At 69.0% G+C, this 12,379-nt stretch carries 15 protein-coding genes; 8 read left to right on the top strand and 7 right to left on the bottom strand.

The genetic code is table 11. The features are described from left to right. Positions 1–63: 63 nt before the first annotated feature. Positions 64–1,278 carry a bifunctional phosphopantothenoylcysteine decarboxylase/phosphopantothenate--cysteine ligase CoaBC gene (coaBC, locus tag ACQ4LY_RS06910; RefSeq protein ID WP_431075276.1) on the bottom strand — a complete coding sequence of 405 codons (1,215 nt, stop codon included), beginning with the start codon at positions 1,276–1,278 and terminating at the stop codon, positions 64–66. A gap of 68 nt (positions 1,279–1,346) precedes the next feature. Here coaBC and ACQ4LY_RS06905 point away from each other — a divergent pair, with 68 nt between their 5' ends. Next, complete coding sequence (locus ACQ4LY_RS06905) at positions 1,347–2,048, top strand: NRDE family protein (protein ID WP_431075275.1); 702 nt, start codon at positions 1,347–1,349, stop codon at positions 2,046–2,048. A gap of 55 nt (positions 2,049–2,103) precedes the next feature. On the opposite strand, the gene ACQ4LY_RS06900 is transcribed toward ACQ4LY_RS06905, so the two are convergent. Further along, positions 2,104–3,078, bottom strand: coding sequence for a GlxA family transcriptional regulator (locus ACQ4LY_RS06900; RefSeq protein WP_431075762.1), 975 nt, complete (start codon positions 3,076–3,078; stop codon positions 2,104–2,106). A 93-nt stretch (positions 3,079–3,171) separates the two neighbouring features. Here ACQ4LY_RS06900 and ACQ4LY_RS06895 point away from each other — a divergent pair, with 93 nt between their 5' ends. The 3 genes from ACQ4LY_RS06895 (at position 3,172) to ACQ4LY_RS06885 (ending at position 4,448) form a co-directional block, all read left to right on the top strand. After that, on the top strand, positions 3,172–3,333 hold the full coding sequence (locus tag ACQ4LY_RS06895) for a hypothetical protein (protein WP_431075274.1): 162 nt from the start codon (positions 3,172–3,174) through the stop codon (positions 3,331–3,333). 91 nt (positions 3,334–3,424) lie between these two features. Then, on the top strand, positions 3,425–3,901 hold the full coding sequence (locus tag ACQ4LY_RS06890; RefSeq protein ID WP_431075273.1) for a hypothetical protein: 477 nt from the start codon (positions 3,425–3,427) through the stop codon (positions 3,899–3,901). Positions 3,902–3,917: 16 nt separating this feature from the next. Further along, on the top strand, positions 3,918–4,448 hold the full coding sequence (locus tag ACQ4LY_RS06885) for a hypothetical protein (protein ID WP_431075272.1): 531 nt from the start codon (positions 3,918–3,920) through the stop codon (positions 4,446–4,448). Between the two features lie 57 nt (positions 4,449–4,505). Here the strand turns inward: ACQ4LY_RS06885 and ACQ4LY_RS06880 are convergent, their stop codons facing one another. Continuing rightward, positions 4,506–5,711, bottom strand: coding sequence for a glycosyltransferase (locus ACQ4LY_RS06880; RefSeq protein WP_431075271.1), 1,206 nt, complete (start codon positions 5,709–5,711; stop codon positions 4,506–4,508). A gap of 11 nt (positions 5,712–5,722) precedes the next feature. Further along, entirely contained in the window at positions 5,723–6,949 is a 1,227-nt protein-coding gene (locus ACQ4LY_RS06875) for a glycosyltransferase (RefSeq protein WP_431075270.1), read from the bottom strand. Between the two features lie 120 nt (positions 6,950–7,069). Between ACQ4LY_RS06875 and ACQ4LY_RS06870 the strand changes: the two genes are divergently transcribed. Further along, positions 7,070–7,660 (top strand): hypothetical protein, encoded by a 591-nt coding sequence (locus ACQ4LY_RS06870; RefSeq protein WP_431075269.1) that lies wholly within the window; start codon positions 7,070–7,072, stop codon positions 7,658–7,660. A gap of 85 nt (positions 7,661–7,745) precedes the next feature. On the opposite strand, the gene ACQ4LY_RS06865 is transcribed toward ACQ4LY_RS06870, so the two are convergent. Both ACQ4LY_RS06865 and ACQ4LY_RS06860 read right to left on the bottom strand, forming a co-directional pair. Next, entirely contained in the window at positions 7,746–8,111 is a 366-nt protein-coding gene (locus ACQ4LY_RS06865) for a VOC family protein (protein ID WP_431075268.1), read from the bottom strand. A 32-nt stretch (positions 8,112–8,143) separates the two neighbouring features. Continuing rightward, on the bottom strand, positions 8,144–9,787 hold the full coding sequence (locus tag ACQ4LY_RS06860; protein WP_431075267.1) for a DUF222 domain-containing protein: 1,644 nt from the start codon (positions 9,785–9,787) through the stop codon (positions 8,144–8,146). A gap of 165 nt (positions 9,788–9,952) precedes the next feature. On the opposite strand from ACQ4LY_RS06860, the gene ACQ4LY_RS06855 reads away from it, so the two are divergent. From ACQ4LY_RS06855 to ACQ4LY_RS06845, 3 genes are all read left to right on the top strand, one after another. Then, complete coding sequence (locus tag ACQ4LY_RS06855; RefSeq protein WP_431075266.1) at positions 9,953–10,480, top strand: MarR family winged helix-turn-helix transcriptional regulator; 528 nt, start codon at positions 9,953–9,955, stop codon at positions 10,478–10,480. Beyond that, entirely contained in the window at positions 10,477–11,130 is a 654-nt protein-coding gene (locus ACQ4LY_RS06850) for a hypothetical protein (RefSeq protein WP_431075265.1), read from the top strand. Before ACQ4LY_RS06855 ends, ACQ4LY_RS06850 begins: the two co-directional genes overlap by 4 nt. A gap of 313 nt (positions 11,131–11,443) precedes the next feature. Continuing rightward, the gene (locus tag ACQ4LY_RS06845) at positions 11,444–11,908 is read left to right on the top strand and encodes a hypothetical protein (RefSeq protein WP_431075264.1); all 465 of its coding nucleotides are present in this window, start codon (positions 11,444–11,446) and stop codon (positions 11,906–11,908) included. Between the two features lie 22 nt (positions 11,909–11,930). Here ACQ4LY_RS06845 and ACQ4LY_RS06840 read toward each other — a convergent pair whose 3' ends face one another. Further along, positions 11,931–12,341, bottom strand: a complete 411-nt coding sequence (locus tag ACQ4LY_RS06840) for an MmcQ/YjbR family DNA-binding protein (protein WP_431075263.1) — start codon at positions 12,339–12,341, stop codon at positions 11,931–11,933. Between the last annotated feature and the right edge of the window lie 38 nt (positions 12,342–12,379).

Genomic DNA, 12,379 nt, shown 5'->3' with positions numbered 1-12,379 from the left:
AGACTCCTTCTGGTCACGTTCTCGTGGATGCAGTCCTCAAAGTTGAGTGGACTTGACTCAAGTTTACCTCACAGTCAGTGCGGCGTCCAGAAGCACTCGAGCGACCTCGCGCTTGGTCCCCGCGGCGGTGGCCACGACCTCGCCGCCCTCCCCGACGATCTCGACCGCGTTGTCGGCCCGCTCGAAACCCTGCTCCGCGTTCGCGAGGTTGACGGCGAGCAGGTCGACGCCTTTGCGCTCGCGTTTGCGGCGAGCGCGATCTCGCCGTTCGTCGGCATCCTCGGAAGTCTCTGCCGCGAAGGCGACGATCGTCTGACCCTCCGGCGCTCCTCCGTCGGCCCTCGACACCGCAAGGGCGGAGACGACATCCTCGTTCTCGACGAGCTCGAGATGCGTCAGCAGCCCCTGCTCCTTGGTGAGCTTCTGGTCCGAGACGGACGCCGGTCGATAGTCGGCGACCGCGGCGGCCATGATCACGATGTCAGCCGAGCGGGCGGCATCCTTCATCGCCGTCGAGAGCTCGGCGGCCGTCCCCACGGAGACCACCCGGACCGACGGATGCCGCGCGGCGGCCAGCACGTCGCCCGAGACGTTCGCCGCGACCACGGTCACATCCGCTCCTCGCGCTGCCGCGTCGGCGGCCAACGCGACGCCCTGCCGCCCGCTCGACCGGTTGCCGAGGAACCGCACGGGGTCGATCGGCTCGCGGGTGCCGCCGGCCGAGATCACCACACGCAGACCGTCGAGATCGCGAGGTGCGAGCAGCGCGACGGCGGCCTCGAAGATCGTCTCGGGTTCGGACATGCGCCCCGGCCCGCTGTCGCCTCCGGCGAGCTCGCCGTCCGCGGGACCGACCAGGTGGATGCCGCGGGAGACGAGGGTCGCGATGTTCGCCTGGGTGGCCGCGTTGCGCCACATCTCGGCGTGCATGGCGGGCGCGAGCAGCACGGGGGCCTCTGTGGCGAGCAGCGTGGTGCCGAGCAGGTCGTCGGCGATGCCCGCGGTGATCTTCGCGATCGAGTTCGCGGTCGCGGGGGCGACGATCACCAGGTCCGCCCCCTGGCCGAGTGCGACGTGGCGGACGCGCGCGACGTCGTCGTGCACGCTCGTCGTGACGGGATGCCGGCTCAGCGCCTCCCACGTCGGCGTGCCGACGAAACGCAGCGCATCTTCCGTCGGGACCACGGTCACATCGTGTCCCGCCTTGGTCAGCAGTCGCACCAGGTGCACTGTCTTGTATGCGGCGATGCCACCCGTAACTCCGACGACGATGTTCACGCTTCGATTCTGCCGCAGCATCCGGCGCTGCGGGCCCGGGAGTGCGACGCGCTCCTAGACTTGAAGGCGTGTGCACCGTGGTGATCGATGTGGCCGGCTCCGACACCGCGCGTCTGCTCGCGGTGCGTGATGAGGATCCGCAGCGCGAGTGGGATGCCCTGGGTGAATGGTGGCCGGACGCGCACCCCGGGGTCTCGGGGATCCGCGACCGGCGAGCCGGCGGCGCCTGGCTCGCGGTGAATCCGGCGGAACGCCGTCTCGCCGTGCTGCTCAACCGCGCCGACGTGGTCGATCTCGCCGACGACGTCGCCCTCTCACGCGGATCGCTCGCACTCGAGTCGGTGGCCGGCCGGTCGCCGATCGCACCGCTGCCCATGCACGGGTTCAACCTGCTCGAGGTGCGCCCCGAGGGATCGCGCGTGCTGAGCTGGGACGGCGTCGAGCTGCGCGAGACGCCGATCGGCGACGGCATCCACATGATCGCGCACGATGATCTCGACGACTCCGACACACCGCGCATCGCCGCGTGGCTTCCGGAGTTCCGCGCTCTGGGCCCGGCTGCCGCCAGCGCGGACTGGACCGGCGAGTGGATCTCACTGCTCGCCTCATCAGCCCGACTCGACCCCGAGGACGACCGGGCGATCATCCGCGACAACCGCCCGCACGGATATCCCACGCAGTCGCTGCTGTACTGCACGGCTTCCGTCACCCCCGCAGGGGTCGAGGTCGATTACCGCGCGCTCCCGAGCCCCGGGCACTGGGACCACTGAGAGCGCACCGATCGGGCGTCGAGCGGGCGTCGGGCGACCGGCGGGCTGATGCCGATCATGCCGCGGTGGTCTCTTCGTCGTCGATGCACGAGAAGCGCGCCCGATAGGCGGTCGGCGTCGTGCCGAGCACGCGCGAGAAGTTCTGCCGCAGCACCGCAGCCGACCCGAAACCGCATTCGTCGGCGATCTGCTCGAGCGAGAGTTCACTGCGCTCGAGCAGTCGCTGGGCGTGCAGCACTCGCTGGCGGGCGAGCCAGGCCGCGGGTGTCGCGCCGTATTCGGCCTTGAAGCGGCGGGCGAAGGTGCGAGGGGACATGAGCGCCCTGGCTGCGAGCTGATCGACTCCCAGGTCGTCGCGAAGGTGCTCGACCGCCCAGTCGGCGACCGCGGCGAGCGAATCGCTCGGAACCACCGGGATCGGGCGGTCGATGAACTGCGCCTGACCGCCGTCGCGCTGCGGAGGCACCACCATGCGACGAGCGATGCGGTTCGTCAACTCGGCACCGAGCTCCTGGCGCAGCAGGTGCAGGCAGGCGTCGATCCCGGCGGCGGTGCCGGCACTCGTGATGATCCGTCCGTCTTGCACGAAGAGCACATCGGGGTCGATGTCGATCTGCGGATACATCTCGGCCATGATGTCGGAGTACATCCAGTGCGTGGTCGCGCGGCGGCCGTCGAGCACTCCGGCAGCACCGAGGATGAACGAGGCACTGCAGATGGTCAGCAGCCACGCGCCGCGCGCCACCGCGTCGCGTGCGACGTCGAGCAGCAGCGGATCGATGTTCGGCCAATACTCCCGCGGCACCGGGCAGAGCACCACGAGGTCGGCCTCATAGGCGAACGACAGGTCGTGCTCGACGTTGATGGAGAAGCCGAGCTTGGACTGCACGACACCCGGATGCGGAGCGATGACCCGGAAGTCGAAGTTCGGCACCCCGTCGTTCGACCGGTCGAGGCCGAACGCCTCGCAGGCGAGGCCGAACTCGAACGGCGCGAATCCGTCTTGGACGACGCAGGCGACGGTCTTCATCATGACGCTCTCCCGGGGGTTTGGCAGTTTTCATACGCTCGTAGTCTATTCTGCCACTCGTGGCAGATCAAGAGTGATCGTAGCGTTTCTGCCATGATCCTTCTCATCGCACTTCTCGCACTCGGCGCATGGGCGCTGATCGCCACCATCGTCGAACTCCGCCGTGACGGATACCGTCGTGTGACCACCGACTGGTCGCGCGTCGCCGACCACGACACCCTCGACCGCGCCGAGACAGGGCACACATACCGCTGAGCCGTCACGAGGAGTTCCGACGGGACTCACCCGCGACGGGTCATCCGACGAGGCTTTCCTGCTCACCGGATGCGCGGCTACGCTCGACACCATGAGCGAGCCGCAGCAGCCTCCCGCGCAGCCGTACGGGACACCCCCGCGCGACCAGGGGCATCCCGCGCCACCGGCGGAGAACCGGTATTCGGCGCACCCGCAGCCCGGGCAGCCGTACGGCGGGCAGCAGTACCCCGGCTCTCCCCCATCGTCCGCGACATCTGCCGGCGCACCGCTCGGTCGCCTCGCGTTCATCGTGGCGCTGGCTGCGCTCGGCATCGCCCTCCTCGTCACCATCGCCTATCCGGTGATCATCCGCATGCTCGCAGACCCGTCGTCGATCGGCGCCTTCGGAGCGATCGGCAACGGACTGGTACTCATCGTCGCGATCGTGGCACTCATCCTCGGCCTGATGTCGGTGCGGCGACCGGGACAGCAGGTGCTCGCGGGCATCGCGATCGGCATCTCCGCGGCCCAGATCACCGGCATCCTGGTCGCCTGGGTCTCGAATCTCTTCTACGCCTTGACCTACTGAGCGTCCGGAGCCACCTATGAGCGAACCACAGCAGCCCCAGCCGGCCCAGCCCGCGCAGGCCGGCCAGCCGTACACCCAGCCCGGCCAGCCCTACGCTCAGCCGGGCCAGCCCTACGCTCAGCCCGGCCAGCCGGATGGCGCCCCCGGCCAGCCGTACTCACAGCCGGGCCAGCCTTACACCCAGCCGGGCCAGCCTTACGGCGCACCCGGCCAGCCCTACGCCCCGGGCCCGTCCGGCCGACCCGGCGCCCTCGGACGCACGGCCTTCCTGATCGCGGTGGTCGGGGTCGCGATCGGCCTGCTCTTCCAGCTCGTCACGCCGCTCATGTACATGAGCTTCGGCTTCGGCGTCGTCGACTTCCTGTCGAACCTCGTGAATCTGCTCGTCCTCGCGGTCGCGGCGACCGGCCTGGTGCTCGGCCTCATCGCTCTGCGGCGTCCGGCACCGCATCTGCTGGCCGCCATCGCGATCGGACTGGCGGGCAGCACGGTCGTCGGCACGCTCGTGTCGTGGGTGTCGAACGTCTTCTACTACTTCGGGTTCTGAGAGCCCCAGCCCGCAGAGCGCTTCGCGACTCGCGCACGTCGTGCCCGAGAACAGCCCTCAGTCGGCGAGCACGCGCTCGTAGACCTCGATCATCGCCGCAGTCCTGGACGACTGGCGGAACGCCTCAGAGACTTCACGCATCGGTATCGGCGCGGTGCCCGCGGCGATGTCGGCTGCTGCGCGGCGCAGCGTCTCGACGAGACCGGCCGTGCGCTGCGCCTCGGTTCCCGCAGCGCCGGGAACGACCCAGAGCCCGCCTCCGAGCTCGGCCGCGATGTCGGGATCGCTGATCACAGACGGCGTGCCGAGGGTCGCCGCTTCGAAAGGCGTCATGCCCTGCGTCTCGAAGCCGATCGAGGTCTGCACCAGAGCGTCTGCGGCAGCGATATGCGCGAGGGTGTCGGGGTAGCTGAGCTTGCCGGCGAACCGCACGTTCGCCGAGCCCGCGACGATCTTCTCGGCAGCGGCGCGCTGTGCCCCGCCGCCGATGATCTCGAGATCCACATCGACCCCCGAAGCGACGAAGGCCTCGAGGAACGGCAGCAGTCGCTTCTCGGGGCTCATGCGTCCGAGCCACACGAAACGGGGCCGACCCGGCGCGCGATCCGTCGGTGCGGTGGCGAGTGTCGCCTCGCGCACGTCGTCGTCGATGCCGTTCCAGACGACGTCGACCGGGCTGAAGACCCCGTGCTCTTCGAGCCGGCGAGCGAAGTGGGTCGACGGAGCGGTCACGGCTGACGCGCCACTGGCGATGCCACGCAGGAACGCCCAACCGTCGGTCCCACCCACCGGTGCCGCGACACCGCGCAGCGCGCGGCGCCGCCAGAGGTTCAGCACTCCGAGCACGGGGCGGTGCAGAGGCGTGACGGCGGCGATGCCGACATCGACCCGATTGTGCAGGGTGTGCACGACGGGGATGCCGTGGCGCGCGGCGAACCGGTGCCCGATGAACGCGCCCCAGAAATCCGCCTGCACATGAACGAGATCGACGGGAGGGCGATGCGTCATCGCGCGATCGAGGAAGCGATCGGTCGCCCGCCCCGGCCAGCTCATCGAGTACTCACGGTCGACGGTGATCGGTATGGACGGCAGGTCGACGTTCGAGGGGTCCGTGATGTCCGAGGCGCGCGACCCGTGCATCTTCGGGGCGACCACGGTCACCGTGTGGCCTGCACGTTCGAGGAACTCGCGCTGCAGCCGCATCGACACCTGTGCCCCGCCGAGGGAGTCCAGGTGCTGATCGCCGAAGAAGACGATGTGCATGGCGCCGGCCGTCACTCGGGCAGCGGCTCGTCGCGGTACAGCGCCTCGAACGTATCGAGCGTGCGGTTGATGTCGTGGATCGCGACGCCGTCGAGCGATGCCTGCTGCATCCGCGCATACTCTCCCGGCGATGCGGTGAGCACGTCGGTCAGTCGCGCGGCGAGGGCATCGGCGTTGCCGGGCTCGAACAGGTAGCCGTTCTCGCCGTCGTGCACGAGGTGCGGCAGGGCGACGGCATCCGCTGCGACGATCGGCAGCGCAGACGCCATGGCCTCCATGGTCGCGATCGACTGCAGCTCGGCGATCGACGCGATCGTGAAGACGGATGCCCGCGACAGCAGCGCCCGCAGGTCCTCGTCGGTCGTGCGTCCGTGGAAGGTCACCCGGTCGGCGAGGCCCAGCTGGACCGTGAGGCTCTCGAGCTGCTTGCGCTGGTCGCCGCCGCCGACGATGTCGAAGGTCGTCTCGAGGGCCGGGTCGAGCTTCGTCATGGCTTCGAGGATGACCTCGACCTGCTTCTCGGCGGTCAGGCGTCCGACGAAGATGATGCGGTTCTTCTCACGAGGCGCGATCACCGGCGTGTACTGGGTACGGTCGATGCCGCAGCTGACGGGGATCACGTTCTCGACGGCGACGGTGCGCTCGAGGAAGTCGGCGGCGCGACGCGTCGGCGTGGTGATAGCGCGCGTCAGGGCGAACGTGCGCTTCGCATCGCCCCAGGCCCAGCGCAGCACGAGATCGTCGACCCATTTGGGCATGGTGGTGTGGTCGAGGATGTTCTCGGCCATCACGTGGTTCGTGGCGATCACGGGGATGCCGCGCTCGTGCGCGATGCGGGCGAGGCCGCGGCCGATCACGATGTGCGACTGGATGTGCACCACGTCGGGCTGCACGCTGTCGAAGATCTTGCGGGCGTAGTGCTTCACACGCCACGGCCAGACGAAGCGCAGCCAGTCATGGGGTGCCCAGCGCACCGACGGAAGCCGGTGCATCGTCATCGGCTCGCCCTCGATCACCTCGGTCTGCGCGGGCGTGCGGCGGTAGGCCACGTTCGGCGCGACGACGTGGACGTCTTCACCCCGCTGCACGAGACCCGCCGCGAGGCGCTCCGCGAAGCGGGCGGCACCGTTGATGTCGGGCGCGAAGGTGTCGCATCCGATCAGGATGCGCAGGGGACGCTGCCCGGGGTCGGGGGCGACGTCGGGAGCACTCGTCGGATCGGAGGTAGAGGAGGACATTCTGCCTTACGGTACGGCGGTCAAAGAGCCCGATCGGGCGCTGGCCACTCTACCCGAGGGCACTGATCGAGCCGCCGAGGCATACCGGCATCCCTCAGCCTCACCCCCTAGCGTGGAGGCATGCGACTGACAGCCGACGCCGACCCCCAGCAGTGGATCCCCGTCACGGACTCGCTCGGCTGGAAGGGCCGGCGGCACCGCAAGGCCGCCATCCGGATGCTGCTGGGCCAGGTGAACTCGGCGATCGGCGTCACGGAACGGCCGGGTTCCCGGTTCGGTGCATGGGCGATGAGTCAGGCGGCTCCCTTGCTGATGCGCAGAGCCGACGGTCGCGTGCTCGTGTGGACGTGGAAGGCCGACCCGGAGCTCGTCGTCGCTATGGCCACCGTGCAGGCGCTCACCCCCGAGGTGCGCATCGCTCGCGCGTCCATGCCGATGGATTACGACGACACGGTGTCGTTCTCGAGCCGGTGGCTGGGTGCGGGCGAGAAGCTCGTGGTGGCGATGCCGCCGTCGCCCGCGAGCCCTCCGTTCGCGACCTACACGTGGGACACCGGCACCCATCTGGTGACGCTGACCGCGGTCTGCAGCGAACGCGAGCGATTCGGCACGCTCGACGGCGCGCTCGACGACCTGGCCCGCAGCATCCGTATCGCCGACGAGCTGACCGGCGGCGAGTCGCCCGAGGTGCTGCGCCTCGGACCTGCGTGAGCGCGGATCTACTGAGCGCGGATCTACTGAGCGCGGTTCTCCTGACCGCGGTTCTGCCTGACCTCGGTTCTGCCTGAGCGCGGTTCTACTGCCCGGTCGGCGGTTGCCAGAGTTCGATCGCAAGACCTTCGGGGTCGTGGATGCGGGCGAAGATGCCGTATTCGGCGGTGTTCCACTCGTCGCGGCGCTCGACCGGAATCCCTGAGGCGTCCAGCCGAGTGGCGAGTTCTTCGATGTCCGACACTCGAAGGTTGAGCATGAACTGCTGGTCGGCGGCGAAGTAGTCGCTGTCGGCCGCAAACGGCGCGAACACGGTCATGCCCGCCTCCTGCTGCCAGATGCCGTCGTGCCCCGCGCCGATTCCCAGGTGCTCTCGGTACCAGGCGGCACGAGCTTCCGGGTCTCTGCTGCGGAAGAAGAGACCGCCGATGCCTGTGACGTCTGTGCTCATGATCCTGTTCTACTCCTGTTGACGCCGTCGGGTCAGACCCGCATCGGGGCACCGTGCGCGTTCGCTTGCGCTTTAGCCCGCGCTGGAACGCTCAGTCGTGGGAGGCTGAGTCGAGGGAGGCTGAGTCGTGGGGTGCGCCATCGTTGCTCGGGGTCCCACCACCGCGGGCCTCGCACCTGCGGGAGACCCTCGTCCATCCGGATCTCCCACCCGGACGTTCCGAGGGATCGGTGGTGCCACCAGCACAACGGCACCCCGTTGTCGGTATGGGTCGGACCGCCCCTGGCATGTTCGGTGACGTGGTGGATCTCGCACCACGATGCGGGGACGTGGCATCCGGGGATCAGGCATTCCTTGTCGCGGGCGACGATCGCGCGGCGTTGATGCACGGTGAAGATGCGGTCGGTGGTGGTGATGCCGATGATCCGCCCCTCATCGAACAACACCCGTTGAATCGTGCCGGCGCATCCGATGTGCGCGGCGACGGAGACGGGGAGGTGGGCACCGGATCCGGGGATCGTCGCCCACCCGCCATTGCCGCCCGTTTCGCCGGCGAGGTCTTTCGCGTCGACGTTCACGACCAGTACCGGACCCGCACCTCCGAGCGTGGGCATGTCCCGGTGACGGGCAGCGATCGCGAGCACCATCGCGAGCGCGTCGTGGCGCTTCTGCGCCGCGGTGCGGTCATCGAGCACACACCGCGGGTCTGAGTTGAACGGGTCCGCGTCGTCCCCGTCTGCGCCAGAATCCGCATCGACGTCGATACCAGAGGCAGCGCCAGAGCCAGAGGCAGCGCCAGAGGCAGCGCCAGAGTCCGCATCCGCATCGACGTCGGTGCCGGTGTCGGCATCGGTGCTGTCGCTGGGTGCGAAGTGCACGCCGGGCATTGGCGGTCCGTCGCCCTTCGGGTTGAGGATCGCGTCGATGATCACCTGCAACTGCGCCGCGACGTCCGGGGTCAGATACCCGCGGATCGCATGCACGCCATCCTTCAACCGACCGATCGTGATGCCCCGCCGACGTCGGGAGGCATCATCCTTGGGTTCTTCGCCGTCCGGGTCGAACATCGACGCGAGATCCTCCGCAAGAGCCTTCAAGTCCTGCGCCGTCGGCGCGGGCCCAGCTTCCCCCTCGTCACCCGGGTCGACGTCCGGGTCAGCGTCCGGATCATCCTCGACGCCCATATCGACACCGTGCCCGCGGGCGCACCCCGCCAACGCGACATCCGCCGCCAACCGCTGATCGACCGTGAGCCGATCCCACACCTTCTCGATCGGACCCGTCGCCGCAAGGAAACCCGCAACCCCGACCACCCCGTCCAGCAGCGCGAGCCGCAACTCCGACCACCGGGCCGGCATCCGCTCCCCCGCCAGACTCACCGGGCGCCGCACGAGGTCGACGACCCTGTCGACCCGGGACGCACCCCGCACATCCACCCGCACCGTCCGCTGCAACAACTCATTCAGCCCCCGACACCCCGCCGAATGCGGGAAGTCACCGGGATCACCCGTCGCGATGGTCTCCACGATCACCGCCTCCGCACGCCGGAACACCGCCCCCGCACCCTGCAGCACCATGATCCGATCCGCGTCCGTCAACCCGGCCAACGCAGCATCGGACAGCATCGTGTCGAGGTCGGCGATGACCCGATCCAGAAGCTCCGCGGTGCTGTTCATACCCCTGAGTCAACACGGGACCACCGACATTCAAGACCCGAAACCATCCCGTTTTACCCCAGATCAGAGTCGTATTCCGATCTCCCAGAATGACACACCGACGAGGCGCACACAGCCGAGAGCACACATAGTGCATATAGGTAACAATGTAGTAGGGTAACCACTATGGAACCCCTCTTCGTCGACCGCCTCCTCCAGATCGCCGATCTGTTCCAGAGAGACATGGCTCGAGCTTTCGCCGGCACCGACCTCACCCCCACCCGCGTGCACCTTCTCTGGGTTCTGCAGCACGCGGGTCCGTCGACCCAGCAGTCCCTCGCCACCCTCTGCGAGGTGACTCCTCGCAACATCACCGCTCTCGTCGATGCGCTCGAGCACTCCGGTCACGTCCGTCGCACCCCGCATCCCTCCGACCGCCGTGCCGTGCTCGTCGAACTCACGCCGACCGCCGTCGAGACCATGGCCCAGATGCAGGCGGAGCACACCCACCTCAACGAGACGCTGCTGAACGCGATCGCCCCCGACGACCGCGCTGCGGTCGTGCGCGGCCTGACCGCAGTCGCAGCCCATCTCGAATCCCTCGTGACCACCGCGGCATCCGCACCTGCGTCCGCCGCCGCACCTGTGTCTTGCGCCGCACCCGCACCCGCCGCGGCAACCACACCCACACCCACACAGGGCCGCACCCCATGACCGAGCAGCTGCGCGACGACACCACCCCGACGCCGCTCGCGCGGGTGCTCGACTTCCTCCATCGCGCGTGGATCGCCGAGCTCCGCGTCTACTCGAGCATCGCGCGGGCGATCGCCCGTCGTCCGGCCATCCCCAGGGGCGGCACCGGCATCGGCTATCACCGCCCTGTGCTCACCGTGCTGTTCATCTTCATCGGCCTCTCCGCCGTCGAGATCCCGATCCTCGACCTGATCGTGCATCCCTGGCCGGCCGTGCGCATCCCTCTGCTGATCCTGGGCATCTGGGGAGTCACCTGGATGGCGGGGCTGCTCTGCGCCATGCTCATGCGCCCGCACTCCGTCGGCCCCGACGGCATCCGCGTGCGCAGCGGACTCGAAGTCGATGTACCCGTCAGGTGGGCCGACATCGCGTCGATCGCGATCGTCCGCCGTGTCGATGAACCCAAACAGCCGCGTATCACCGGCTCGGAGTACGCCGAGCGGATGCAGGACGAGACGAACATCGAGATCGAGCTCGAACGGGCGACCTCGATCCGGCTCCCCGGCCTCGCGCCGAAGGGCGGAACACACCGGGTCGACCGCATCCGGCTCTGGGCCGACGAGCCACGCGCCTTCCTCGACGCCGCACGACCGTTCCTCACAGAGGGCTGAGCCGGTACCCTGATCCGGTGTTGACCAAGACGGCCGCCGGATCCCCCCACATCGTCGACGGCTCGCGGTCCGTGCATCCGAGCATCCGCCTTCCGATCGCGGCACTGATGATCCTCGGCCTCCTCGCGCTCGTGCCCCTGCTGCTCGCGATCGTCGACGATCGGTCGGGCTTCCGGCTCGTCATGCTGTCGCTCGCGCTCTACGCGGGGACGCTGGCCGTCGCCCTCTCGATCTGGGCGCGATCACTGCGCGAACGCCTCGTCCGGATCGCGACGACCGGTCCGCTGCGCTTCACACCCCTCTCCGTGTCCGTGTGGCGCTCTGGCTCGTTCCCGCGCTCGGGATGCTCCCCGCGATCACGAACCTGCTCGTCCAGGCCCTCGGCCTCCCGACGATGGGCGGCCGCCTCCTCGAATGGGGACCCTACGTCCTCGGTCTCGTCTCCCTCGTCGGGCTCGGGCGGGAGCTCGTTGCCCTGCGCACCCCACTCGGTCTGGTCGTCGACGAACGTGGCCCGCACGGTGTGCGGGGCTCGGCGCCGATCGAGGCGTCGTGGGCGGAGATCGGTGCCGTCGACGTCGTCGGACCGCACGGTCCGAAGCTGACGATCTCGGTCGCGGGCCGGACGCCCGCGATCGTCGACGCGCATCGTCTCGGCTCGGATCCCGCTGCGGTCGTGGCTGTCCTCGCCTTCTTCCGCGACCACCCTGATCACCGGCACTCCCTGACAGACGGCATCACCGCCATGCAGACCGTCACAGGCGCACTGCGCCACTGACAGAGACTCGAACCGACTCGGATCAGTCCAGCCCGCGCTCCGCGAGCCACTGCTTCGCGACGAGCACCGGCGCGCGCACGAGCCACGCATCCGCGATGATCTCGGCGAGGCGGTCCTTCTCGACGGTGTCGAGCTGCACCAGCAGCCCCGGGTACCCGTCGAAGTGAGGGATGGAGAACAGCCCGTCAGGCTCCGCCGCGAGCAGCGCCGCCTTCTCCTCGAGGCTCGCCACCCGCACACCGAGCACCGGGCCCTCGGGCCACTCGAGTCCGAGGTCGGCGAGCTGGCGGAGATCCACCTTGCTCGGCCCGCGGATCCATGCGATCTGCCCGCTCGGCAGGCGCCATGACGGCTCCCCCGTGTGCCCTCCCGGGCGCTCGGTCACGCCAGGGAGCGCGAGCGCGATCTCACGCACATCGTCAAGGGTGACCATCTGCCTATCGTCCTCCCGCACAGCGACTGCCACAATGG

It is taken from the genome of Microbacterium phyllosphaerae (genome assembly GCF_050628115.1).
GTDB classification, from domain to species: domain Bacteria; phylum Actinomycetota; class Actinomycetes; order Actinomycetales; family Microbacteriaceae; genus Microbacterium; species Microbacterium phyllosphaerae_A.
The sequence above is the reverse complement of the archived record's forward strand: the minus strand, read 5'-3'. Positions and strand labels throughout refer to the sequence as shown.